The organism is Paenibacillus sp. EKM10P, assembly GCF_011800655.1.
Lineage (GTDB): Bacteria > Bacillota > Bacilli > Paenibacillales > Paenibacillaceae > Paenibacillus > Paenibacillus polymyxa.
Genome location: NZ_JAALET010000001.1, coordinates 873,873 through 899,185, shown reverse-complemented (window position 1 = coordinate 899,185; position 25,313 = coordinate 873,873). Strand labels below are relative to the sequence as shown.

Here is a 25,313-nt window from a genome sequence, read left to right as displayed (position 1 = left end):
TCCTCATCCCTTTTTCCATTGGTCTATGATGACATCACTAAGCGTCTCCATATACAGTGGGTCACTGTTGAGTGAATCAATACGCTGAAAACGCATATCCAGTTCCTTTGCCAAAGCCTGTGCTTCAATATCCAGGTCGTATAACACCTCTAAGTGATCAGAAACAAAGCCGACTGGCGCAGCCAGCACATACTCCACTTGCTCTTCCTTCAGACTGTGCATGGTATCCAAAATATCTGGTCCCAGCCATGGTTCTGCTGTACGGCCGGCACTTTGCCACGTAAACTGCCAGTTGGTAATTCCCGCCTTATCCGCGACAGCCTGCGAAGTAGCCATTAATTGCTCCACATAAGGATCACCCATAGCCAAAATCCGCTCAGGCAAGCTGTGCGCACTGAACAGAACACGAACTTCGTCCCGCTTGGCTCCCGCTTCTTCAAAAAGCGCCAGTTTCGCATTCACACGCTCCGTCAGCGTCTTGATTAGCTTTGGATGAAGATAATAGCTCTCCACAAACGATATGGCCAGATCCAGTTCCTGTGCCTTAGCCTGTGCACGCTTGATATAAGAGCCTACACTCATAACGGAATAATGCGGAGCCAGCACAACACCCACCGCCGTACGAATGCCATCTTGCACCATCGCTTCGACACCGTCCTCAATAAACGGCTTGGCGTGTTTGAGCCCCTGATAACAGACAAATTCTATGTCCGGGTTGCGATTTTCCTGGTTTAAGGTTTCCTGCAGGTTGTGAACCTGTCGATCTGTATTCTGACGCAACGGAAACACGCCGCCCACAATGGCTTCATAGCGATCTTTTAATTCTTTCAACTGCTCCGGTGAGGGAGCATGACCACGGCGAATATGTGTATAATACGCTTCAACTTGGTCCAGACTCTCCGGCGTCCCGTAGGACATGACCAGTACACCCACTTTGGTTTTCATTGGCAGATCCCTCTTATCTTTTCTAGTTGTATTTAGTTCTTTGACAAAACAGAGCGAGAATACTCATGTACATAATCGGTAAGCTCTCTTAGCTTATCTAGCGAGGCTTCAGGAAATAAGCCGTGACCAAGATTAAAAATGTAGCCCGGCTCCAGAATGCCTTCATCTACGATGGTTTTTGCATACTGCTTGATCACATTCATCGGCGCAGTAAGCACGTACGGGTCCAAATTCCCCTGTACTCCAAAATTGTTACCCAAGCGGCGACGGCCTTCAGGTATACTTACCCGCCAGTCCAGTCCAATCACATCGGCTTTTACCCCGCTCAAATGCGGAAGCAATTCACCGGAGCTTACACCTGGAAAATAAATTTTAGGCACATTCAGATCAGATAACTCATGGAAAATACGTACAATGGTCGGCAACACAAAAGTTTGAAAATCATAAGGCGAGAGTGCACCTACCCAGCTATCAAACAATTGAAAAGCCTTACCGCCGTTAGCGATATGGGCCCGCACGTATGTAATAACCATATCCCCTAGCTTATCCATCAAACGATGCCACAGTTCAGGCTCTCCATACATCATCGCTTTGGTGCGAATATATCCCTTGGAGGGTCTTCCTTCTATTAAATAGCTTGCAATAGTAAAAGGCGCTCCAGCAAACGTGATCAATGGCACGTTCAACTCACGGTCTAAAATACGGATGGTTTCCAAAATATGACCCAAATCGCGTTCTACATCAATCGGACGCAAGTTGTCTACGTCTGCAGCTGACCGGATCGGATTATCAATAACCGGGCCAATATTTTTGACAATATCAAAATCAACCCCTAGCGAGGCTACCGGATTCATAATATCAGAATATAAAATTGCAGCGTCCACCCCAAGCTTGCGGACGGGCATCAACGTCACTTCTGCGGCCAACTCGGGCTGGCGACAAATTTCAAGCAGCGTATATTTTTCCTTAATTTTGCGATACTCAGGGTCATACCTTCCGGCCTGCCGCATGTACCATACGGGAATATGATCCACAGCTTGCTTGCGGCAAGCGCGGATAAAAGTATCATTGTAGGTCATGACTTCAGCCTCCAGTTCGAATCATAAATACTATATTTTATTATGCCCTTTTTCAAGAGTCGTAACAACCGCCGCTCTCAAACAAACCATGACAAACCCATGACATTTGGATAAAGTTTCAATGAAGTGTGCTATACTAGAGAAATGGCTTTTTTAAAGCTCCGGGAAAGTTATACATGAATAAGCACCTTTACAACAGGATGAGAATGGCAGAAAGGAAGTGAAAGCACATTGAAAACGTGGGAGACGTGGAAAATCAATCTCATTGTGCTTTGGTTCGGTCAGTTTCTGGTCAATGCGGGAATTACAATGATTACTCCGTTCCTTGCCCTGTATTTGGCTCAAGACCTCCATGTGAAGGGCGAGCACGATATAGGTCTGTGGGCAGGAGTTATTTTTGCAGCTAACTTTTTGACCTCGTTTATATTTCAGCCATTATGGGGCAAGCTGGCCGACCGATATGGACGTAAAGTCATGCTGCTTCGCTCAGGCTTTGGCATGGCTCTGGTCATCGGGTGTATGGGTTTGGTCACCCACCCATGGCAACTGCTGGCGCTTCGCCTGCTAAACGGTACAATTTCGGGTTTCAACCCGGCTTCTATTTCCCTAGTGTCGGGTACCACTCCCAAAGAGCGAACCGGATTTGCTATGGGAATTATGCAATCCGGTCAAATGGCCGGCACGATTCTCGGCCCTTTGCTAGGTGGATTTTTGGCTGACTGGGTGGGATTCAGACCGATCTTTTACATTACAGGAGCTCTTATTTTCCTAGCCTCACTAATGGCAATGTTTTTGGTTAAAGAAAATTTCAGCAAAGCGGAAGCCGCACGAATTCCACAAATTTCGGTTCTTGCCGGATTAAAGGAGCTAAGCCATACGCCCCAGCTTCCGGCTTTGTTCACCGTAACGTTCTTACTCCAGTTTGCTATGATCAGTACCGTTTCTCTGCTACCTTTGTATGTGCAAAAGCTATATGGCTCGGCAGAAGGAATTGCACTGGTTGCCGGATTCGTTACCGCTATTACAGGCGTATCCAATATGGTAGCCGCACCGCTCCTTGGACGATTAAGTGACAAAATAGGAGCACACAAGATCTTGACAATCGCACTGCTCGGAACGGCAGTAATGCTCATTCCGCAAGCTTTTGTCAATGAAGTATGGCAGCTTGTCATTATCCGTTTTTTCATGGGTGTATTTATGGGCGGTCTGCTACCAAGCGTAAATGCGCTGATTCGCACCTATACACCTGAAGGAATGGAAAGCCGCTCTTTCGGATTCAATACCAGTTCGCTGGCGCTCGGGAATATGCTGGGTGCGGTCATTGGCGGAGTGCTTTCCGGATTTATCGGCATCGAAGGACTGTTCATTATGTCTGGTGTGCTGCTGATCGTCAATATCATCTGGGTACGTATGAAGCTTTTTGATCGTAAGGCTACGCCTCATTTCAGGTAAGACAACCTTCAGGTAGGACAGCCTGCCTTAACAGACAAGAACCTCCGCTCCACGTTACTGTGGATAAGGAGGTTCTTTTTGGTATAGCTACATTTAGGGACGCCCGTTACTTCACTCGTGCCAATGCCAATCCATCATAAGCTGGCAAAAGTGTACTGACTAGCCGTGGGTCCGTTGCTATCGTTTCGTTAAAACGTCTCACGGCCTGTACGGCAGGTCCGTTCTTGTCTGTGTTCAGTGTCCGTCCCCGAAGAAAACAGTTATCTCCGGCAATTATAGCGCCTGGATTGGCCAGTGCAATCGCATACTCTAGATACACTGGGTAATTTTCCTTATCCGCATCAATGAAGAAAAAATCAAAAGTCTTTCCTTCTTCCTGAAGCTTCTTCAGGCTGTCGACTGCGGGTCCAATACGATACTCGACACGATCACCGTAGCCATTGTTTTTCAGATGTTGATGAGCCAGCGCTGCATACGCCTCTTTTAGCTCCAGGGACACGATGCGACCTTTCTCTCCCAGCCCACGGGCCAGGCATAATCCACTGTACCCTCCTAATGCTCCGATCTCCAGTACCTGCTGTGCACCAGAGACTTCAATAAGAAAGGTCAACAACTTTCCATAGGGATGAGCAACCGATACCTCCGGCATCCCTTCTTTAACAATAGCCTCCCTAATGTTGCGCAGCGCTTCATCTTCCTGTACCAGCTGGTCTACATATTGTTCAGGTGTCATATTAGGTGTGATTTCCACGTTTCATCTCTCCTTCTTGCTTTATCATAACGCAGGTTGGACGCGGTGTCCTTCGTAAATTATTTGCCTTAACGATTTGTCTCTTCGAGTACAATGACCTATACTATAGGGATTGAACCAAGCTTACATGATTATGAGACGGAGTGAATACGTTTAATGACTCAACTGCAACTAATTGCAACTGCGCCGATGGGACTGGAAGCCGTTGTGGCCCGAGAACTCAGAGAACTGGGGTACACGGATCTGACCGTCGAGAATGGCCGCGTCGTTTTTTCCGGAGATTATAAGGATATATGCCGATGCAACCTGTGGCTTCGCACATCTGACCGCGTTCTTATTAAAATGGGCGAATTTGCTGCTACTACCTTCGACGAGCTGTTCGAGGGTACCAAAGCATTGCCTTGGCAGGATTGGATTCCTGTAGATGGTGAATTTCCCGTAGAGGGACGTTCACACAAATCACAGCTTAGTAGCGTACCAGCCAGTCAAGGAATCGTCAAGAAGGCGATTGTAGAAAAGCTCAAGGAAACCTACCATACAGACTGGTTTGCTGAAGATGGTCCTCGTTACGTCATTGAGGTCATTCTATTGAATGACCGTGCACTGATAACGCTGGACACAACTGGTCCAGGACTGCACAAACGAGGCTACCGCAAGCTTGTTACAGAGGCGCCTCTCAAAGAAACAATGGCTTCTGCTCTTATTCAGCTTAGTCGCTGGAGCCCGGATCGACCCTTCTATGACCCATGCTGTGGTTCCGGTACTTTATTGGTCGAAGCTGCTATGCAAGCCTGGAACATTGCTCCAGGCCTGAGACGTACCTTTAACTCGGAAGACTGGCCTGTTATTGGTAGAGAATTATGGAATCAGGCTCGCGACGAGGCGATGGATCTGACTCGTGATGATATTCCTTTTGAGATTGCAGGTAGCGATATCGATCCTAGCGCTATACAAGTTGCTGAAGCAGCTGTAAAAGCAGCAGGCTTTGCTAAAGACATCTCACTAAAGGTGCTGCCTGCCAGCAAGGTTAGGCTTGAGGGCCAGTATGGTGTAATGATTACAAATCCACCTTACGGCGAAAGACTGAGCGAGCAAGCCGAGGTGGAAAAGCTGATTCGTACACTCGCACGCACGGCAGCCGAAATGAAGACTTGGTCCTTCTTTGCCATCAGCTCCACCAAGCAATTTGAGCATTATTGGGGCCGCAAAGCCGACAAGCGCCGTAAACTGTTTAACGGCCGAATTGAATGCCAATACTATCAGTATCTGGGCCCTCTGCCTCCGCGCCGCAAAGATACTTCGCCGTTGCAGTCCTAAATGTTCGAGATATAGGCCAGGAAACGAACCCTTTGTTCGTTGTCCTGGCCTCATTTGTGCCGTGTTTCTTTACTTAATCATTGAAATGCGCAGGATGAGCGCTATAATAATTAAAGGCATTTCGGTTTTAACATTACGTTAATGTGTAGTTTATACTAGCCGAACATTTCTGCCGGAGGGGGTAAAGTGTTGGTTATTCGCACGACCAGTGCAAGACGCACTGGTAACATGTTCAGCAGACTGCTGCTGTCTCAATATTTCGGTTTAGTTCTGTTTTTTGTACTTATGATTGGCAAGCTTGTACTGATTCACTATAACCTGCATGCCCAAAATATCGACATGAATCCGCTGGATTATGTCATTGCTATTGGGTCGCTGTTGCTTGTAAGCTTCTGGACTTGGTGGCTGCCACGTCGCGGACGTTTGATTGCTCTTGTGGTGCTCGATATATTGCTCACCGCGCTCATTTATTCCGACATGGTTTATTATCGGTATTTCCAGGATTTTATTACGATTCCCGTTTTGCTTCAAGCTGGACAAGTTGATTCTCTGGGTGGAAGTATCGCATCTCTTATGTACTGGTGGGATATTTTCTTTTTTGCAGACTGGATTTTATTCATTCCGTATGTCATATTCGTGGCTTCGTTACGGCGTCGGTTTACAACGAATGATCATTACTTGGAAGCATCACGAAGCTCTTTCACAAAAAAATTTCTGTTTCGCTTCTCCAAGGGGGCATTGGCTTTCCTGATTGGCTATGTTTTGACATTTGGACCGATCAAAATATATACCTCTACTTGGGCAACCGGCATATTTGTCGGCAACTGGTGGTCAATGGCCTTGTATAACGTAACCGGATTGATCGGATTTCATGGATATGATATCTACCGCTACGGTCAGGACCATCTTGGGCCACAGCCTACATTGGCTCAGGTGGAATCCGATAAAGATAAAGAATGGTTCAATCAACACCAGAAATTACTTCAGGTAAAAAATGACCTCTACGGCAAGTATAAGGGCAAAAATGTGATGGTCATCCAAGCTGAAGCGTTCATGAACTTTTTTATCGGCAAACAGATCAACGGTCAAGCAATTACGCCTAACTTTGACAAACTGACGAAAGAAAGTATGTATTTCAATAATTATTTCCATCAAACTGCACAGGGTCGTACATCGGACGCAGACTTCTCTACCCACGCTTCGCTGCATCCGCTCCCTACGGGTTCTGTATTTATCCGTTATGCGGACCATAAATTCGATACGTTGCCTTCCATCTTGAAGGATACAGGTTATAGTCCTAATGCGTTTCACGTGTACGACAGCAGCTTCTGGAACCGTTACACAATGTATAAGGCGATGAACTATGACAAGTTCTACAGTAAAAAGGATTTTAAAATAGATGAGCCCCTCGGCTGGTCCCTGGGAGACAAATCCTTTTTTAGACAAACGCTCAACGATCTCACAACCGAAGTGAAGCAGCCGTTCTACGCCTATATGGTCGGTATTTCGAGCCATCATCCGTACAACCTGTCACCTGACGCTGTAGATTTGGATGTTGGCGAGTTTGAAGGTACGATGTTCGGAGACTATCTGAAATCCGTCCATTACGTGGATGAGGCTTTGGGTGAATTGGTAGATCAGATGAAGAAAGACGGATTGTGGGATAATACGATTCTAATGTTCTATGGGGATCACGACAATTCCATTAAAGACAAAGCACTGTATGAAAAGTTTTTAGGCAAGCCACTTACAGATTTGGACATGCAGAAAATCATGAACCAAGTGCCATTACTTGTGCATCTTCCTGACGGAAGTCAGGCGGGCACGTATACAGAACCGGCAGGACAGCTAGATCTAACGCCTTCTGTAATGCATCTACTTGGGATTTCTACAAAACCATATCATTTTATGGGTAACGATTTGTTTAGCGGAAAACCTCGTATGGTTGTGCTGCGTACTGGCGCTTTCACGGATGGACGAGTGTACTACATTCCATCTGAGGACGGTACATTCTCCAAGGGAACCTGTTACAATCTGAGTACAGGTCAACCTACAGATGTGAATGCCTGCGGGCCGGGCTATACTGAGGCTCTCAATCGATTGAACATATCCGATCAGGTCATCACATATGATCTTATTCGCGAATGGGAGACTGAAGCCAAGAAATAACAAAAATCCCGATCCATCAGCTTGTTAGGGCTGTGGATCGGGATTTTTGTTATTGACAGTCATTGGACTGCGCTCGTTGCCATTAAAATTATTCAGGAACGCAGCGTTTTTTTAGCCTGATCAAGACGTTGTACCTCTTCACCAAGCATCTCCTCAGCAACTTCTACTGCATCGTCACCAAGGCTATCCTTTGCCTGCTGTATAGCATGCTCCGCATGAGTGCGAGATTGCTCCGCTTGCTCAATCAGCTGTTCAGCCGGATGTGACAATGCCTGAGACACGGCATTATGGAGCTTGTCCACCGAGTTTTGTGTTTGAGCCTCGACACTGTGATTGTCGAGATTGGAATCATATTGGGCCATGAGTCACTCCTCCTTCTGGGCATGGTCTACATTCATTAGCATGGATCAGAAGGATGGGAACTATTCAAAAGATGAAACGCTGCGCACTGAAACTATTTTATAAAACGTGCAGCCTTCTCTAATACTTCATCCTCTGTGGCCGCACTCACATAACGTCCATTTACATACACAAACGCCCGTTTTCCACAAGGACCGCAATACGATTTGCAACCGATTTTGATCTCGGCATCAGGTGCCATCTTTTTCAACTTAGGCAAGATCGTTTTTAAGCGGATATGATTGCACTCATCACATACGCGAATATCATTGGCCATCTGTCATCCCTCCGAGCTCCGGCTTAGTGGTCGCCGTGATTACCTTGGGAAGGGTTAGTAATAACAAATCCTTCTTCGGGGAAGTACAAGTAATCAATTTTCACACCATCCAGCAACGGCTGACCGCTTTCCAAAATTACATCAATACCTTTATCTGTAGATACAACAGTATCTGTTTCCTTAGGCGTGTCCAAATCTAGCCCATAATGAGCATGATCTCCATGAGCATGAGTAATAACAACGCGCAGGCTCTTCCCTTGGTTCTCTTCCTTATCCAATTCAAGCTTCAATACTTTAGCTGCATTACGAGTAATTTTGCAGTTCATTAAACTTCATCTCCTTCATATTCATTAAATGAAATGTGGTTCGATGGAAATATATTCACACCACACAACCTAGCGGATAAAATCAACAATTCCAAAAATTAGCCCCTCTCCTTGATGAAAAGAAGTTGTGCAGCATAGCACAAGGCAATATTCCTATTGTAAAGAAAATCGCAAAAAATCGCAATCATGAAAATCATAAGTTTACATCTATCGAACACGTACGTGCTGTTTTTCAATCACATCAGGATATTTTCGTTCAGCACGGGTGACGAACCAATTCATAAGCAATAACGTCACACCAATGTCGTCAATGGGCATAAATGGCATGACATCAGGCAGTATCCAATAAAGCAATACAGGCACCGCAAAAAGTAGTTTTTCACCCAAAGGAATCCTCGAAGAGGTAATCAATCGGGGAATACGACGAAATACATGTGACCACTGACGGAGAGATAGTAGTTTTTTCCACTTCATAGGTTGTTCACTCCATTTCCAATGCTCCTAAGTATATATACCCTATGGAAGGGACAAGTAAAGAGGAACACGTGTAAAAAACGTGCTCCTCCTAATACGTGTAAATGATGCAATACGTTTCAGCAGGTCCGATCTGTTACCATGACAGCACCGTCGCCATTAACATGCCAACTTCTGCTGCAATATCCTCATAATCACGCATAGGCAGCGGATTTACACCCAGACCAACTTCAACGGTAAATCCCGGTTTACCAAACCGTTGTATAAACCAATCCTTATACCCTGCATCGCTTCCCCCCAGCTTTACCGCCCGATACCCTGTTGCGGCAGCCAGCTGCAATGCCCAATCTCGGCTCTCCTTAGGCTCTAGATCTCGATAATTCCAATAGATTTCCTGTCCCTGGCTGTGTATGGATAATACCATGTCGAACTGTTCGCGCTCCGTTAGATTGGCAAGGGCCTTGGACTCTGGCTCAGACAAAGGTGCAGGTCCTGCATAGTCTCGTCGAGACGGACCTGTTTTACCGCGTCTGCGCACCTCCTCCTCCCAATACGCCGGAAACTGATCGTTGAGGTCAACACCGCGAATATTGGCCTTCCAGCCACGAAAATCAGCACGTCCTTCATTCCATTTTCTGAGTTCATGATACAGCGGATGAGTTGGGAGTACACCCTGTTGCACCAGCTCCACTCCATCTGGATTGACCATTGGTACCACCCACAAGGATGTATGCTCCATTAAATCCTGCGGAGAGCCTCCATACACCCATGGATTTCCTGTCTGTTTCCCCCATTCATCGTGAAGTTGCTCAGCATCCCGTCCTTCAGCCCCATCAATCCCTCGTGCATATTGTTCTATAAAACGCAGCAAACAAGGTGTCGTCAACCATTCGTTAGCATGTACAGAAGCGTTGGCATGAATTTTCCTCGTTCCCTGCCCAATCCGTATATAAGGGATATCCTTCCCCATGACACTGGTGCCAATGCTGCCAACTTCAATAAACGGAAATCTGTGGACCAATGCCTTCAGGTCTTCCATTAAATCTTCATAGCTATACTCTCCACGTAACCGTACAATCTGATCTCGATGGTCTTCAGGAATGATAATTATCTTTCCTTCCACGAAATTATGCTCCGCAAGTCCCGAATTAGCGAGCCGCAGCTCATCAAGCTCTACACCGAACTGTTTGGCAATCTGTCTTGCATTCTCCCCAGGCTGAATAACGTATTTACGATCCGTAGACGGACGAATATATAGCAATTGACCACAAATCAGATAGGGTTGCGTGGCGGCCCACGGATTATCTGCGATCAAAGTATCCGCCGATAGTTTAAAAGCCGAGGCGACCCGGTGCAATGTATCTCCTTTTTGAACGATATATTCCCTCATCTTACTACGCCCCTTCCATCTGCCTTACTGCATGTTATGCAGACGCTGCGTGTCTTGATGTAGCGAAAAGCAAAACAACCAACTTCTTTTGTCCAATGACAAAAAAAGTTGGTTGTCTCGTTAATCCAGATGAGTGACTTGCCAGACAACAGGCGTTTGCCGAATCTGCTCCCCAAGCCACTGTGCGGCAATGCGCTGGAACAACTCTGGATCGCCGGAACAAAAAAGCTGATGCACTGGCGTTTCGTCCCCGGCCTCCAATTTGCCCTTGTTATACAAAATGGTACTTGTCTCTCGCGCTGTTTCATCTGCCGAGCTAATGAGCTTCACCGCAGGACCCATGACTTCCTGAATCGTTTCCTTCAAAAAAGGATAATGCGTACAACCAAGAATCAGACAATCAATCGGATACGTTTGAATAGGTCTCAATGATTCCTCCACAACCTGCGATGTCGTTTTGGAGCGGAACAACCCTTGTTCCACCAAAGGCACAAGCGCAGGGCAAGCGTGGCTCACCACGTCTACATAGGGAGACAACTGCTTGAGCGCAGCTGTATATGCTCCGCTTCGAATCGTACCGACAGTTCCAATCACCCCGACATACCCAGTAGCGGTCGCGCTGATCGCAGCACGAGCCCCAGGGTGGATAACTCCGATCACCGGAATGGATACCTTTTGGCTTATATACTCTAATGCCGCAGCCGTTGCTGTGTTACAAGCAATAATAATGACTTTCGGATTAAACTGAATCAGAAAATCAACCATTTGCTCTGTAAATTTTTTAACCTCTTCCGATGGTCGGGGACCATACGGGGTGCGCGCAGTGTCTCCAAAATAAATGATTTTTTCCCGCGGAAGCTGACGCATGACTTCTTTAACAACCGTCAAACCTCCTACACCGGAATCCAATATTGCAATCGCTTGCTGCACGTACACACCGCTTCCTTTTTTTGTTTAAATATGAGTTGTTTCATCTCGGAAATCTTTCTGCCGCTACATAACTTATGTCGTATTAGCGTAAAAGGTACCCCAAAAGATTACCCTAAAACGAGGAAGCGATCAACAAAAAGGCTTCACCCCAACGGGAGAAGCCACAAACTCAAGCTATAGCCAGTTGTTTCACCTACGATATACAGACAGTTACAAAGCATCTTCTTCCGTATTCTCTTCAACAGGCATGGATGAAATGCCAACCTTTGAAGCAATATCACTCTTTTTACGCCATTGACCTAATTCATGAATGACGGCTGAAGCTGTCTCCTTAATTTTGTCAGTATACTCGATGGAAGTATCTGAAATTTTCCCCGCAAGCTCCTGTCCCTTATCACTCACGTGACGTGCCTGGTCTGTAATATCCTGACGCAGCTCGCGACCTGACTTAGGAGCAAATAACAACGCAGCAACCGAACCAGCAATGCTGCCTACCAACGCGCCACGGATAAAGCTTTTGCAGTTCTCTTTCATATTCATCTCTCCCTTATGCCCGGGCGAATGCCCATCTGTTAATGCATTATAAGCATGGAGAGCCTGTCATGATACAGAGAACAAGCCAGAAAATTTCTACTTATTTTTGGAGCGGATACGATACAAGCAGCAACGACCTCCATCCGCCAAACAATCCTCACGGACAACCTCGGCATCAAGCAGTTCCTCAAACATTTGCTGTTCGCATTCACAAGCCTTGCGGTAACGATTGGCGATCTGAGAGATCGGACAATTGTACTCCATAATAGAGTAACTGCCATCCTCTTCCTCACGCCACTCTGCCATATAGCCTGAAGCGTTCTGGATGCCCGAAAGCTTTTCCACACGTGAAGCTAGTGTAGACTCACTCTCGATGTGAGGGGCGTAGCGCTTCATCATTTTACGTTTTCTACCATCAAATAACGAGTGTACAGCTTCCATTCCCTGCTCTTCATCCAGCTCCTCTAACAGTTCCAGTAATAGATGATCATAATTACGAGGAAACTGCTCGCTTCCCTGATCGCTCAGGCTGTACAAAAACGTTGGGCGTCCCATCGCCTGTCTCAGGATCGTAGCCACAATCAGGCCATCCTGCTCCATTAATTTGAGATGCCTGCGCACCCCCATTTCGGTAATGCCCAATTGAGCTGCCAAGCTTCCGACGCCCACAGGTCCCTGGGTTTTCAACAGTGTCAAGATCATGCGCCTAGTGGGCATTTCGGGTACGATATACTTATCCGTCACTTTTGCCTTTACACTCCCTCGGGCTGAGGACCCAATTCCTTATTTAAATAATCGTGCACGCTAGATACAAAAAGCTCCAGCAACCCAGGCAGCTTAGGTGTGAGTGGGTGAAGGCTTGTCCGGTCCCAATAAAAATACTCCTGTACTAAGGGTTTGCGCAAGGCTACCAGCTCTAATAGTGAATGAAATACGGTATCATCCAATACACCTTCCTCATGAATGATACCGATAATGTCCTCATAGCTACTGGCGTCACGCATAATAAAACCGTCGATGATATAGCTCCCTACGTCCGTTACCGTCTCAATGGCCAGATGAAGACACCGCTCCTGCACTAGCCCCTGCAACAGATCGCCTTTCCAGGCGGCGGATGTCTGGCGAAGGCCGTCGACAATGTCGGGAACAGCCCCTAGTCGAAGCTCAATTTGTTCCCGGTTGACATAATACAAAGTTCTGCACCTCCAGTAACCGCTTTAGATTTCATAATCAACTGCGATAGATACATCCTTCACTTCATTCATGTGTACAATAATTTCCTGATGCACAGGGTGTACCTGATACGTTTGCAAGTCTTCCAATGTTTCTACCACAGCGGTAAGGGAAATATCATAAGAACGTTCCGAACGAATCACATCCGTACCTACTTCAAGTGACAGCAGCTCCTTGATCTTGCCATTCATGCTGCGCAAAATAGATGCCGTATGTTCAATGCTTTCAGGGGAGCGGTCTTTCAATTTGAACAAAACAATATGTTTAATCATGCGTATAGGCTCCTTATCTTAAAAATGTTCTCTTGAAAATTTTATCATAACGCCCCACATACGGAAAGAAACTTTGTAATCTTAGCGATCTTTTCCACCATTTTTACCATCAGACTCCTTGTCCTTTAGTAGGGCAAAAAAATTCTTAAGCTTCGGTGGTAGCGGCAGACCCATTCGTGAACAGTTTTCCGTAATCGAGATCAATTCGTTGGATAAATAAAAATACGTTGCCGCCCCCTTCATGATTTCCGTACCCATCAGAAGATCCATATGATGCGCCAAAGAAATCACCATGAGCATTAAAGCCTTTCTCGCCAACCCCCAAAAGCCAGCTTTACTGCTTAACCCTTGTCCAGTCTTCACGGCAGCAGCGACTCCAGTTACATAATCAACAGCCATGGCAACCGTGAATAGCACCATAAGCTGATTCCAGCCGCCAAAGGCAAACGTAATAATGGCTCCTGCGGTGGCACAAATCATACTAAACATACTCGGATTAATATTCATACCTGCTCCTCCTCTCGGGGCGGTTATTGCAATATATGCAGCGACGTCGTCACCCGTAAAGTCATATGACCTGTGCATAGATATCAATTCATAGATTCATATAAAACAAGCTGTGAAATTCACCATTTCCGAGCAAATACAATAAAAGCACCTTCAAAGCCCCTATAAAGGAGCGATAAAGGTGCCTTACTTATTTTTTTAGGGAATATAACAATTGTGCATCTACTTTATCCATGACGCTTGGTTTCTGCTTATCGTTTATATAAAAAAACAGGCTACCCCCTCTCAAATAATTGAAGTAGGGCAGCCTGCTTTCCTTTCAAGTTTATTCAATTAACGGTGATCATTCCAAAAATTAAGCGGAGTCAGGTTATCATTTAACGGCTCGAACGAATATCCTTCTTTCTGCAAGGCCGCCATGATTTGTGGAAGCACCTTGATCGTAGATGGCTTATCATGCATAAGAACGACTGGTGTTCTGCCTTGCTTTTTCAATCTCTTAATATCACTGAGGACCGTCTGTACAAAATGCTCCGGATTTTTAGTATAACGCCAATCATTCGAATCTATGTTCCAGTCCCAAATATGATAGCCTGCACCCGTCAGTTGATCACGGTATGCTTTCTTCAAATAGGGTTTGCTGCCATAAGGTGTACGAATCAAAGAAGTGCGTTTCCCTGTGGCCTTAAATAAAATCTCATTATCCTGATTCATCTCTGCCAGTGCCGCTGCCGGGGATGCATAGATCTTTTTCACCTGGTGTGTCATCCCATGCAAGCCCAAGCCATGCCCCGCGTCTACCATTCTTTTCATCACTGCGCTATGTTGGCGAATTTCAGGTCCCAGCATGAAGAACGTAGCCTTGGCATTATATTTGTCCAGAATATCCAGCAGCTGCGACGTATGCGCCGTTGGACCATCATCAAAGGTCAAATAGATTGTACGGCTGGAAGGCTTGGCATTTCCCGTGCTGCCTGTATTGCTAGTTTTGCCTGGCTTAACAGCTGCATACTGTTTAATTTCTGCCGCGAATGTATTCAAGAACTGAGCATCAGACAAACTAGCGTTTGCATTCTGAATTCGATACACATTACTCGTAGGAATCGTAATAGTGAAGCCAAACGCATCGGTCAAAGTGCGGATTGGCACCATCGTACGTCCTCCACGCTCAAACACATCACCCTTGTTCAAATCCAGCGTAAAGCTGCGATTATGCCCAGTCAGCACCAATGTATTTCCATTGGCCGAAGTAGAAATGCCCATCTTTTGCCCCAGTGTCACGATAGGAACATACAACTTATCATTTTCCATTACAGGTTTAATCGTATTCGAATCTAGCAATACATCATTAACCCCAAGCAAAGGAGCCTTCGCTTGTGCACTCGCTGTATTCGTATGTATACCCAGCAACCCCAAACAACAGATTGCCATCAAGCATACAGCCATCCATTTTACTTTTAAAAGCTTCATCATTACACCATCCTGTGCTGTATTTTATAATGTGCGGGAGCTATCTCTAGCTTGTCTATGAAGTTATACAGACATGACGATATAGACATGGCAATATAGACATTCACTCAACATATAGAACATAAACGCATCTCAACCGACTGAACCGGACGTCTTTTGGCCCCCTATACATATTAATAGATTAACAGACTATAGTAGGTAAATATAGTAAAACAATTTGAAAACAATCTCGCAATCCATCTTACCAAATAAGTTACAAAGTTGTGAATAAATCGACTGAGTTAAAAAGAATACAAAGAGAATTAGAAACTCCGTGAAAACTCGGATTTCATACTTAGTTTTGTTTAGGGAGCTGAATGCCGATTATTTGATCTATTGTTAGCTAAATATCTTGATCTTGATCAATACTCTGCTCCTACATAAGTCTCAGGTAATAGTTTGATTAAAAAACAAATGATCTACAAGAGGGTCTTTTTTTAAGTTCCATTTCCACTTAGCTAGGATGTGGGTAAAAGAAAGGCCTTAGGGACATAGCCCCAAGGCCTAATATCAAGATATAAGAAATGTTTATTTATACATACCAAAGTACTCATCCGAAAGCTCACCGTCAATTGTATATTCAACATCATAGTAGTATTGTTGAATTTGTGTCTCTGGATGAAGTAATTCAAGGCAAACTCTAAAAAATGGATATATTCTATCATGGTTATTAAGAAATAGCTCTGTACACTTATAACGTATACTAAAATCTTTTAATTTAATGTCGTTTGGTAATTTTTCTTCTTCTTCCTTTAAAAAATTTGAATCACTATTTAATATTTTTTTTTCTAGTAATTTGACCGACTTAATTTTTATATCTTCAAAAAGATATGCTTCATTAAAAATTTTCTCAATATCTAATAAATTCATTTTACCTCCTACTTACCACTTGTAATGTAGTCAAACAATAAATTACCTTTATCATCAATTCTGCCATATACCCTCACGTGATTGGAAGCCTTCGCCACCTTTAACTTAAATGTGTATAAGTTTCCTTTTTGTATTAATTGTTCACTTTTTGATAAGAAAATTATACCATTATCATTTGAACGGGTAAGAGCTAATCCCTTTTTCATTGCTCGGTCAAATTGTTCATTTAGCCCTAGTCTTTTTAACTCTTTATAGGTATCTCGTTGAATCCAACGAGAATCGGGAAGACATGAGTTATGCGTCCAAATTCCGAGATTCGATACAAAGTACGTATGGTAATCCTTAACCATAAAGTTGTATACTGTTGCATGCTTCTTCTTAATCTCTATTTTCTCAATAGCTAATTCCTTGCTATTCGAAGTTGTAAGAATATCGCCTACCAGTACATCTTTGGATTTAACCCAACCTTTGCCAACAATCCAAAATGGATGCTCATCAGTGGTTGTAATGACTTCGCCGCCAACAGTAATATTATAAGTTTTTTCAACATCACGTTGGAAGAGCCATTCAACTTCTTTGTAAGCCATCTCACCTGTTTCATCATTTTTGGCAAGGACCTTATCCCCGACTTTAATATCCTCAATCGGTTTTTCCCCTTCGTCTGTTTGAACCTTCGTACCTGCTGTAAAGCAATTACATTTACTTATAACATCTTTTACTGTTTTGCCCGTACTGGCGCTTTTGCCTTTAGTTACTTTAGCTATTGCAGGCCCTTCTACAAGAGAACCACTTACAAAACTTGCACACTGTACATCATAGTAGCAACCCATTACTGCATCAGATATACCTGATTTATCCCATTTAACACGAGCCGCGCCTTTAGGATACCATGTCCCCTGTTTCACCCCGGCAGCGTAAATAGACCGACCAAAATTAATAGAAATGGAATCTGGAATATAGTCTGCATTTTTACCTGAGCCACTGCAATATCCAGGGTGGGAATAATATTTCCCTCTAACCGTTGCTGTGCACCAGTTCCCGGTCGGGTCACTGTTTGTCAATGGATTATTATGCACATACGTATATCCATTCAAACTCAACGGTTCGTTTATCTCGCCCTGATACGTATCCTCGCCCATAAAACGGGCTGTACCCGGATCGTACCAGCGAGCCCGTAGGTACTGTAGCCCGGTCGTATCATCCCAATACTCACCAGCATAACGCAGCACATTCGGAACGGTCTCTTTGACCTTCTCCGGGCCGCCCCAGATATCGTAGCTGTAGCTATTCAGTTCCTTCCCCGAACTATCACTTAAGCCTACCACATCACCGTGACCGTTCAGCTGATAATATTGCAACTGTCCGCTTGCCTTGTCCTGTCTAGCCCACAGTTGACCGGACAAGTCATATACGTAAGCGTAGGTGATCTTGGCTGTTCCACCTTGGACTTCGGCCTCCGCAATCAGCTTCGCTTCTTCGTCATAGTAATACCGAGTCGTTTTGCCGCCCTCTGTACGCTCGTACAGTAGACCGTCTCCGTTATAGCTGTAACCTACCTCTTTGCCTTCACCGCTCACCTTTGTCAGACGGCTGGCAGAATCATACGTATATTCAGCATTTTTCATGCCGAACACTTTGCCACTGCCTTCAGCACTTCGGTTTCCATTCGGATCGTAGCCATAGGTCTTATTCTTTTCACCAGCGGCTTCGCTGGCAATACGGTTTGACGGGTCATATCCAAACTGGTCTGTTGTTCCGTTTTGTGTACGTCCGATGATGTTTTTATTCCCATCCCGCTCATAACCAAATTGGTGCAGCGCCGTACCGCCTTGTTCTACCGTAACCCCGGACAAATCCAGTCCGTTGTAGCTGAATCGCGTATTCAATCCTCTGCTTGAAGACTGACTTTTCAGCAACCCATTCGGAGCATACTCAAATGTCATACGATCCAATGATCCGCCCGCAGCAGCACTCGCTTCTCCCAAGCTCTGTACATTTGCCGCACCGGTCCCAGCGCTAATGTCCATTTGAGTAACTCGGCCCACACTGTCCAGCTTGGATTGAACATGCATAGACGTGCCAGCAGCATCTGTTAGCACATAGCCTGTACGAGACTGCTTGTTGTATTCATAGCTGATGTGCGTACCATCAGGGTACTTCAGCCCAGTCAACGACCCATCTGCTGGATCATAGGTATAGGTGGTCGTTCCCTGACCATCTGTCATGCTTTTTCTTCGTCCTGCGCTGTCATAGGTGTAATTGGTTTTAAAATCAGGACCTGCCGCTTCGGTAACTAATCCGTCAGCGTTATATTGAAAGGTAATGGCCTCCGATTTTCCTGTCAACATACGGGAGACGGTTCCATCCGTATCGTAAATATTTAACGTAGTTCCTCCGCTTGATTTCTCAAGTAACGTACGTCTGCCCAACTCATCATACGAATACACATTCTTTTGCCCATCAGGATACTGAACGGTCTTCAAATTTCCGGCCAGATCATACATATAGCTGACCTGCTGTCCGGATGGATCGGTAACCGAGGTCATTTGTCCCAGAGCATCGTAATCATAGAGCGTGCGTTGACCATTACCGTCTGTCCGGCTAGTAACCATACCCGCATAATTATAAGCTAACGATTCCAGCGGCTGAAATGATCCATTTTTAGCTTCTTGTGTGGAAGTCACACGACCTAAAGCATCTGATACTTCACGCACACGATAACCGGACGCATCCGTCTGAGTGACAGAACGATCCGCCGCGTTATACGTCACAGTTTCTGTTGTTCCATCCGCATAGGTCGTCTTCACAGGTCGTCCAAAGGCATCATAGGCATAGCGAGTGGTTGCTTGTTCGGCATCCGTGCTTTCTATCAAATCTCCATGCTCATCATAACCATAACCATAGATTGCATCACCCACTTGCTGCTGAAGCATCTGCCCGAACGGATTATACAATCTTTCGACGCTGACACCATCGGGTCCTGTGACAGTGACATCATTCGCATCATCCTTGTACACCACGACGGTTTGAGTTCCATCTGGATAAGTAACCTTCGTTACACGTCCCAAAGCGTCATATACATAGGACTCTGTTTTGCGCTTGGCATCTGTTTGGGACTTGATTTCTCCAGTCGGATAGTAGTCATACGTATACTCAACACCTTTAGGCAAAAGCTGCCTTGTTGGGAGCTGTGAACCATATGGCGATTTATAATCAATAGAAACATCTGTATAGTTTCTGTCATCTATGAGAACTTTCTGACCGCTTACATTCCCTTTTGCATTGTAAAAAGTATAGGTATGTGATAAAAGCTTCCCTTGCTCTGTACCTTCGTAGTTTTTTAGTTCATACAATGCGCCCTCTGCTTTATAAGTTCGAACTGTCGTTCCAGTTTTTCCTTCACTTATTTTAGTGACCGTCTGGGAAGGTTGAACCCAGAAAAAAGGCTCACTAGAGGTTTTATACGTATGAACAGTCTCCAATCCGGTACTTTGGGATACTTTTAGTGGAAGACCATATTCATTGTAGTCATAAGAGGTGGTTACAGATTCTGACGAAGAACCTCCCTCCGTATAGGACTCTTGCATTTGCACAGGCAAATTCCAATCCATGGCCTCATTATAGGTGTAGTTTATATGATAGCCGGTAGAATCACCCTCTTGATCATAGCGGTTAAGAACAAGCTTGTCTGGTGTGTTATCTCCTCTAAAGACTTTACCAAAATGGAAGGTTTCTGTTGTACGTGTCCCTTTGGCAACCACCGTCCACTCAGCATTTTTTCCATAACTGGCTAGATCTTCTCCGGAATACGCGAAATCAATTTTATTTAAGAAACGATCGCCGGCAGTTGTACTGTACATATCAGCGCGTGAAGCCACCTTGAACACGCCTTGTGTACCGTACACGCCTATCTGCTTGTTATAGGCTTCATAGCGAATGTCTGTAATCGATGAAGTAGGTCGTACAATTCGTGTAAGCAACGCGGTTTCATTGGGCTTTAGGGCTCCAGTCTTTCCTTCACCATCTATGACCACATTAAAAGGAGCATCCATGAATGTATAAGCATAGCTTGTGCTTCGGGAAAGAGAATCCAATACTTCTGACAGCACCTTGCTGCTTCCCTCACCACTTTGGCGATAGGTGTACTGATGGTCTGTGCCCTGCTCTTTAACAACAAGCTGCCCGGCATTGTAAGTGAAGTCAAGCTCTCTACCATCACTGTTTCGAATCGAACGAATAAGCTTTGCTCCACCAGAACTTGTATAATCAAATTCCACTCGATTCTTATACGCATCCTGGATCAAAATCAAATAACCATCCTGATCGAGATAATAGTCGTTTCCATTCAGTACTGATATTTTGTATGCACTGCTTACTCCCTGCACACTTACGCTTTGATCTGTACTGATCTTCAGATCTTTGTATGCATATCCTTCTAGCTGCAAATCATCTCTCAGTTCATAGGAGCCTGTTCCCGGAATATACAAATACCGTTTACCATCCTGTTTCTGTATATGAGGAAGATCCCATTTCCAGCCTCTCCCCAGGCCAGAAGCTGCTTCTTCCTCGCGGATGGCACTTGTGTTTGTATACAACCCTTCATTTTGCTGCACACCAATCTGATTATTTGCCAATGAACTGTTATACACACGAGTCAATGCAAAGGGCAATGACCCCGGCAGCACCAAGTCCGTATTTTGAACAACGAGCTGTCCTGAAACGGTGGACACACTGTTGTCACCGTAATCCATTCCATAACGCGACGTATCATCACTTAGCCTGCTTTGTGCAAGCGCCGCCTGATCAAAAGGAGCATACACATCTGCTGTAGCAGATACCTGAAACAAACTCTGTTTAAGTAAATCCTGCCCGATTAGTCCGTTTTCTCCTGGAGTCGGAGCATATACGGAATCATTTACTCGGGGTATAGATGGGATATCCATCTCAGTCGTGTCTGGAGCCGGCGCTTTACCCTCTTCCTTATCTAGTGGATGTTGAGTTAGCTTTTCATCCTGGGTGACCTGAGCGGGCTTTTCACCCTCCTTCAGCGCAGCCGACTCATCGGACGGCTCCACCTTTGCATTTGTACTCAATGTCAGTCCATTCTGCTGTACCCACAAGCTTGGACTTTGTTCTGGCAATGAATTTTCTCCACCATCTTTTTGCCATGCTTTATAAATATCATATAAAGTATAGCCTTTGGATAACTGTGCATTGACCCACGCCTGATCCTTACCTGTTTGCTGTGCAAGCCATGCTCTGGTAATAATCTGTGGAGTAGAAGACGTAGAAGACTGAGAAGCTGCTGCCTCCCTCTGCCCTTCTTCTCCATATGCCCATGTGCTCCATGGACCCAGCAACATCAGCACACATAGTAGACTACAAATATAACGTTTAAACACTCGCTCACCCCTATTAATAATGCCTATACATCTAATGATCTGTTATATTTTTTCGAAGCCAAGAGCATCCTTTTAATCTGTAAAAGGAAATACCTTTTTCGTCCGTTTTATGACGTTTCCGTTTAAATCATAATCCAATTGAATTTGGTCACCGGTGAATAAAATAACTTTATTCAGTCGGTTTCCTTTGCCGTATTCATATGAAGTGTCCTTGCCAAGCGCCATATGGGCTGCCTCAATTACGGCTTGTAATGCACCGCTATTAATTTCTGACAGCTTCACATAAACCGTTTGACCTGCCTTCATCTCATACTCTAAGACCGTGTAATCCCAACCATATATTTGTGCTTGCTCTGTTGAGGAGACAAGCTGGCTACTAAAATCAGGGTCTGTAAACAAGGCTACAATGGGCTGCTGCGCAGCAAAGTTGGATTTCTCCTTCACCGCGAAACGGTAAATCCCGTCTTCTTTGGGTGTAAAACGATATTTCCCTTGCTGACCTGCTGTAAAGTCAGCTTCCTTTTCTATGAGTTCAATGAGCTCATCTAGCTTGCTGTCATCGTTATTTTTTACAGCAAATACACGATAAGGTGCTCCAAAGTTAACAGCAGGAGTAGCGGCTGCTACGGCAAGATGAATATTTGCGTTAGCTGGCACTTGCTGCTGATTGTCTGTCGCCTCTTTATGCTCTCTAATCACTTTTCCAGCACGATCTGCAACAGTGAACTGATATGTTCCACCCGTTGCCTTTGCATTCGTCAAGACAGGTGCTTCCTGGCTCCCGCGATTGATCCATACTTCCTGCTTGCCACCAGATAAAGATGTTTTTAATAACGCTGGTTCTGTGCTTGGATCTGCTTTAATGTCATTGTTGAAATGAATGGTTACAGCTTGCGGTGAAGTAACGGTTACAACAAGCGTACCTCCTGCGCCAAGTGAGATTTCAGGTAAAGAAACACTCATACCTGCTCTATCCACCTTGGAATTCACACCGCTACCTTCTCCATACATGGCATAGTCATAGAGACGGCTTGTGTCTAAAGCATCTGTGGTTAATGAGGAAGCCTGTGAGCCAGTATTATGGAATACATAGCTTTCTCCCTGCTTGATGGTAGCCTGATTGCCTGTTGGCACATCGGCAGCCTCAACATCGAATATTCCTAATACAGCTCCATAAGTAACTGGCACATCAGAAACCGTCGTTACAATGGCGTAGCCACCAGCCTGTACTAATGGTAATTGAGTCGTATCATTAGCTTGGCTGTACACAGTTCCATCTGCCTTATAGTTAATGTAATTCCATTTCATACCGCTGACTGAAATGACGTCCAGGGCCTTATCCAAAGTGCTAACGTTTATAAATTTTTGGCTTTCACTGCGTTTTAGTGTAATTCGATGGAAGGCAGCCTGTGCGTTAAGCATAGCCTCTATCTTACTGCTGTAACTAAAGGTGATTGGCCGATCGGATACATTGGTGACAATGGCTTCACCGCCAGCAACAATCTCTGGGTCCACTGTATTGTTGAAATGATCTGATGTAAGTAAACGAAGTCCCCGATAGCTTGCTGAATCAAAGCGTGCACTTCCATTACTTTTGTCATGCCGTAATGAATTTGATTTGCTATCATGATTGCGGAAAATATACGAATCTCCCGGCTCCAAAGTCGTTTGCCTGATACCATCATCATCTCCGCTGGCCTTAAAGCTCCGATAGATTCCACCAAACGTGATTGGCGTATCACTGGTTACCATCACGCTGGCCTTTTTACCTGCACCCACCAAAAAGGTTGATTTCCCAGTACTGCGCCTGGATTGCTCTGTACCATCTGCTTTATACAGGACCACATCAAATTTCCCTTTAACGGTACTGGCTGTGTTGTGCAGATTCCTCAAATGATCACTAATATTAGTGAAAGCATAACTTTCGCCTTTGGACAGTGTTACGCGCAAAAAAGCAGGATCATTGCTGGTTTCCCAAGAAAAATCATCTGTATAGTCAAAGGTAATAGGACTCGGGCCAATTACAGTCACAATGGCATATCCCGATGGCGGGATCATAGGACCTGACTGGCTGTTAAAACCAGAGGAATTTACCGTTCCATCCGGCTTGTAAATCGCATAGTCGAACAAGCTTCCTACCTTTTTGGAGTTATTGTAGATCGGATTCATTAGTGTACCGTTATTATGGAAAATGTAGCTCTTGCCCACCTCAAGCTCTACACGGCTGATGGCATCACCACCCACAGGGCGAGCAATGAAATTGCGATAAGGGGCCCCGTATGTAACCGGATTTGCAGTGACCTGGGTAATTACCGCATATCTGTCCACAGCAATCTGCGGCTTCGCCGTAGTGCTACTGCCGCGTGAAGCCTCTGTTCCGTTTGCCAGATAAACAACATAGTCAAGTTTATCTTTAGATGTACCATCACTTTCCACCGTATCCAATCGTGTTCCCACATTGATAAACTGGTAGCTTTCCCCCTGATTTAAGGTAACCCGCGCATAAGCCGGCTCACCGGTGCTTTCTATAGTGTATTTGCCGTATGGAAATCCGAACGTCACCGCATTGGCAGTGGAGCCTGTAATAATCAGTTCCTCTCCATCACCCAAAGTAGGATGAGCAATACTATTAAGGGCGGAAGCGGATAAGGTTCCGTCTGCCTTGTATTTTGCGTAATCAAAACGGCGATTGTCTGTATTTGACCCATCATGCTGAATGGAACGGGCTGTCCATCCTTCATTCACAATCCGGTAGCTTTCATTCTTAGAGAGCGTAACTCGCTCTAATGCTGGGTCCTCCGATGTACTGTAGGTGAAGACGTCTGTTACTTTTACAGTTAATGCTGCTGTCCCTGTATTCGTAATAAACGCTGTACCTCCCCCAGGAACACCAATGGGGCTTATGCCATAGTCCATATGGACAGTGCTAATATCTCCGTCCTCTTTGTAGCTCACACTATCGTACAGAATACCTTTTGACTGAGAAGCGTTGCTGTATATAGATTTACTAACTGTATCTGTATTCTGAAATTCATAACTTTCTCCAGGGTCGATAACGATTGACGTATACTCCACCGCTGCCAAACTCATCATGAGTGCATTATACACGCTGTTTGTCGCAGAAGTTGGCGGCTCAAAAGAAACTGTTTCATTCGTGAGCCCCTGTTCCTTCTGTACCAAATCTGCTTGATCCGCATGATTTAGTTGCATTCCGTCCTTTAAATCTTGTTTTTCCGCTCCTGCCACACTAGGCAAGCACAGCAAAGTGTTCGTTGCCAAAAGTGCCGTCAGAAACCATACCATTACCTTTTTACAAATCATCTAGCTGTATAACCTCCCTTTTTCTCGTCAAAAAAATTGCATGTTGGGCTGTAAAAACCCACTTTTCTCTCTGTACAACCTTACAATCATAAGAGAAGAACATATTACCTCCATTTCCATAAAAAATGTCACATTTTAATATATCGACACCTTAAA

At 45.0% G+C, this 25,313-nt stretch carries 21 protein-coding genes; 3 read left to right on the top strand and 18 right to left on the bottom strand.

Annotated features, from left to right (window positions below; all coding sequences use genetic code 11):
- Positions 1-3: 3 nt before the first annotated feature.
- Both hemH and hemE read right to left on the bottom strand, forming a co-directional pair.
- Positions 4-945 carry a ferrochelatase gene (hemH, locus tag HFE01_RS04125; RefSeq protein WP_016819709.1) on the bottom strand — a complete coding sequence of 314 codons (942 nt, stop codon included), beginning with the start codon at positions 943-945 and terminating at the stop codon, positions 4-6.
- Between the two features lie 32 nt (positions 946-977).
- Positions 978-2,024, bottom strand: coding sequence for a uroporphyrinogen decarboxylase (gene hemE, locus HFE01_RS04120; protein ID WP_025364552.1), 1,047 nt, complete (start codon positions 2,022-2,024; stop codon positions 978-980).
- 231 nt (positions 2,025-2,255) lie between these two features.
- On the opposite strand from hemE, the gene HFE01_RS04115 reads away from it, so the two are divergent.
- Entirely contained in the window at positions 2,256-3,476 is a 1,221-nt protein-coding gene (locus tag HFE01_RS04115) for an MFS transporter (RefSeq protein WP_016819707.1), read from the top strand.
- Between the two features lie 106 nt (positions 3,477-3,582).
- Here the strand turns inward: HFE01_RS04115 and HFE01_RS04110 are convergent, their stop codons facing one another.
- Entirely contained in the window at positions 3,583-4,227 is a 645-nt protein-coding gene (locus tag HFE01_RS04110) for an O-methyltransferase (protein WP_017425857.1), read from the bottom strand.
- Between the two features lie 156 nt (positions 4,228-4,383).
- Here HFE01_RS04110 and HFE01_RS04105 point away from each other — a divergent pair, with 156 nt between their 5' ends.
- Positions 4,384-5,544, top strand: a complete 1,161-nt coding sequence (locus HFE01_RS04105; protein WP_013370466.1) for a THUMP domain-containing class I SAM-dependent RNA methyltransferase — start codon at positions 4,384-4,386, stop codon at positions 5,542-5,544.
- 186 nt (positions 5,545-5,730) lie between these two features.
- Complete coding sequence (locus HFE01_RS04100) at positions 5,731-7,713, top strand: LTA synthase family protein (RefSeq protein ID WP_044785487.1); 1,983 nt, start codon at positions 5,731-5,733, stop codon at positions 7,711-7,713.
- Positions 7,714-7,805: 92 nt separating this feature from the next.
- On the opposite strand, the gene HFE01_RS04095 is transcribed toward HFE01_RS04100, so the two are convergent.
- From HFE01_RS04095 to HFE01_RS04025, 15 genes are all read right to left on the bottom strand, one after another.
- Positions 7,806-8,075 (bottom strand): hypothetical protein, encoded by a 270-nt coding sequence (locus tag HFE01_RS04095; protein ID WP_013370464.1) that lies wholly within the window; start codon positions 8,073-8,075, stop codon positions 7,806-7,808.
- Positions 8,076-8,167: 92 nt separating this feature from the next.
- Positions 8,168-8,389 (bottom strand): YuzB family protein, encoded by a 222-nt coding sequence (locus HFE01_RS04090; RefSeq protein ID WP_013370463.1) that lies wholly within the window; start codon positions 8,387-8,389, stop codon positions 8,168-8,170.
- 23 nt (positions 8,390-8,412) lie between these two features.
- The gene (locus tag HFE01_RS04085; protein ID WP_013370462.1) at positions 8,413-8,715 is read right to left on the bottom strand and encodes an iron-sulfur cluster assembly accessory protein; all 303 of its coding nucleotides are present in this window, start codon (positions 8,713-8,715) and stop codon (positions 8,413-8,415) included.
- Between the two features lie 207 nt (positions 8,716-8,922).
- Positions 8,923-9,189 carry a hypothetical protein gene (locus HFE01_RS04080; protein ID WP_017425861.1) on the bottom strand — a complete coding sequence of 89 codons (267 nt, stop codon included), beginning with the start codon at positions 9,187-9,189 and terminating at the stop codon, positions 8,923-8,925.
- A gap of 136 nt (positions 9,190-9,325) precedes the next feature.
- Positions 9,326-10,579 (bottom strand): M14 family metallopeptidase, encoded by a 1,254-nt coding sequence (locus HFE01_RS04075; protein ID WP_167438177.1) that lies wholly within the window; start codon positions 10,577-10,579, stop codon positions 9,326-9,328.
- Between the two features lie 120 nt (positions 10,580-10,699).
- Entirely contained in the window at positions 10,700-11,509 is an 810-nt protein-coding gene (gene racE, locus HFE01_RS04070; RefSeq protein WP_016819699.1) for a glutamate racemase, read from the bottom strand.
- 210 nt (positions 11,510-11,719) lie between these two features.
- The gene (locus tag HFE01_RS04065) at positions 11,720-12,043 is read right to left on the bottom strand and encodes a YtxH domain-containing protein (RefSeq protein ID WP_167438178.1); all 324 of its coding nucleotides are present in this window, start codon (positions 12,041-12,043) and stop codon (positions 11,720-11,722) included.
- 96 nt (positions 12,044-12,139) lie between these two features.
- Positions 12,140-12,787, bottom strand: a complete 648-nt coding sequence (locus HFE01_RS04060; RefSeq protein ID WP_016819697.1) for a helix-turn-helix transcriptional regulator — start codon at positions 12,785-12,787, stop codon at positions 12,140-12,142.
- 8 nt (positions 12,788-12,795) lie between these two features.
- Entirely contained in the window at positions 12,796-13,236 is a 441-nt protein-coding gene (locus HFE01_RS04055; protein WP_016819696.1) for a DUF86 domain-containing protein, read from the bottom strand.
- A gap of 24 nt (positions 13,237-13,260) precedes the next feature.
- Complete coding sequence (locus HFE01_RS04050; RefSeq protein ID WP_013309679.1) at positions 13,261-13,548, bottom strand: Dabb family protein; 288 nt, start codon at positions 13,546-13,548, stop codon at positions 13,261-13,263.
- Between the two features lie 81 nt (positions 13,549-13,629).
- A complete protein-coding gene (locus tag HFE01_RS04045) occupies positions 13,630-14,055 on the bottom strand; it encodes a phage holin family protein (RefSeq protein ID WP_016819695.1) in 426 nt (141 codons plus the stop codon).
- A 333-nt stretch (positions 14,056-14,388) separates the two neighbouring features.
- The gene (locus HFE01_RS04040) at positions 14,389-15,525 is read right to left on the bottom strand and encodes a polysaccharide deacetylase family protein (RefSeq protein ID WP_167438222.1); all 1,137 of its coding nucleotides are present in this window, start codon (positions 15,523-15,525) and stop codon (positions 14,389-14,391) included.
- A 567-nt stretch (positions 15,526-16,092) separates the two neighbouring features.
- The gene (locus tag HFE01_RS04035) at positions 16,093-16,434 is read right to left on the bottom strand and encodes a hypothetical protein (protein WP_016819693.1); all 342 of its coding nucleotides are present in this window, start codon (positions 16,432-16,434) and stop codon (positions 16,093-16,095) included.
- Positions 16,435-16,442: 8 nt separating this feature from the next.
- Positions 16,443-21,836, bottom strand: a complete 5,394-nt coding sequence (locus HFE01_RS04030) for a polymorphic toxin-type HINT domain-containing protein (RefSeq protein WP_107734334.1) — start codon at positions 21,834-21,836, stop codon at positions 16,443-16,445.
- 72 nt (positions 21,837-21,908) lie between these two features.
- Complete coding sequence (locus HFE01_RS04025) at positions 21,909-25,157, bottom strand: hypothetical protein (protein WP_167438179.1); 3,249 nt, start codon at positions 25,155-25,157, stop codon at positions 21,909-21,911.
- Positions 25,158-25,313: the final 156 nt, after the last annotated feature.

Excerpts from the sequence above, each read along its gene's own strand:
- hemE (WP_025364552.1), bottom strand. The coding sequence starts at position 2,024 with ATGACCTACAATGATACTTTTATCCGCGCTTGCCGCAAGCAAGCTGTG.
- HFE01_RS04080 (WP_017425861.1), bottom strand. The coding sequence starts at position 9,189 with ATGAAGTGGAAAAAACTACTATCTCTCCGTCAGTGGTCACATGTATTT.
- HFE01_RS04035 (WP_016819693.1), bottom strand. The coding sequence starts at position 16,434 with ATGAATTTATTAGATATTGAGAAAATTTTTAATGAAGCATATCTTTTT.
- HFE01_RS04095 (WP_013370464.1), bottom strand. The coding sequence starts at position 8,075 with ATGGCCCAATATGATTCCAATCTCGACAATCACAGTGTCGAGGCTCAA.
- HFE01_RS04045 (WP_016819695.1), bottom strand. The coding sequence starts at position 14,055 with ATGAATATTAATCCGAGTATGTTTAGTATGATTTGTGCCACCGCAGGA.
- HFE01_RS04085 (WP_013370462.1), bottom strand. The coding sequence starts at position 8,715 with ATGAACTGCAAAATTACTCGTAATGCAGCTAAAGTATTGAAGCTTGAA.
- HFE01_RS04065 (WP_167438178.1), bottom strand. The coding sequence starts at position 12,043 with ATGAAAGAGAACTGCAAAAGCTTTATCCGTGGCGCGTTGGTAGGCAGC.
- HFE01_RS04090 (WP_013370463.1), bottom strand. The coding sequence starts at position 8,389 with ATGGCCAATGATATTCGCGTATGTGATGAGTGCAATCATATCCGCTTA.
- HFE01_RS04040 (WP_167438222.1), bottom strand. The coding sequence starts at position 15,525 with ATGAAGCTTTTAAAAGTAAAATGGATGGCTGTATGCTTGATGGCAATC.
- hemH (WP_016819709.1), bottom strand. The coding sequence starts at position 945 with ATGAAAACCAAAGTGGGTGTACTGGTCATGTCCTACGGGACGCCGGAG.
- HFE01_RS04025 (WP_167438179.1), bottom strand. The coding sequence starts at position 25,157 with ATGATTTGTAAAAAGGTAATGGTATGGTTTCTGACGGCACTTTTGGCA.
- HFE01_RS04075 (WP_167438177.1), bottom strand. The coding sequence starts at position 10,579 with ATGAGGGAATATATCGTTCAAAAAGGAGATACATTGCACCGGGTCGCC.
- HFE01_RS04105 (WP_013370466.1), top strand. The coding sequence starts at position 4,384 with ATGACTCAACTGCAACTAATTGCAACTGCGCCGATGGGACTGGAAGCC.
- HFE01_RS04050 (WP_013309679.1), bottom strand. The coding sequence starts at position 13,548 with ATGATTAAACATATTGTTTTGTTCAAATTGAAAGACCGCTCCCCTGAA.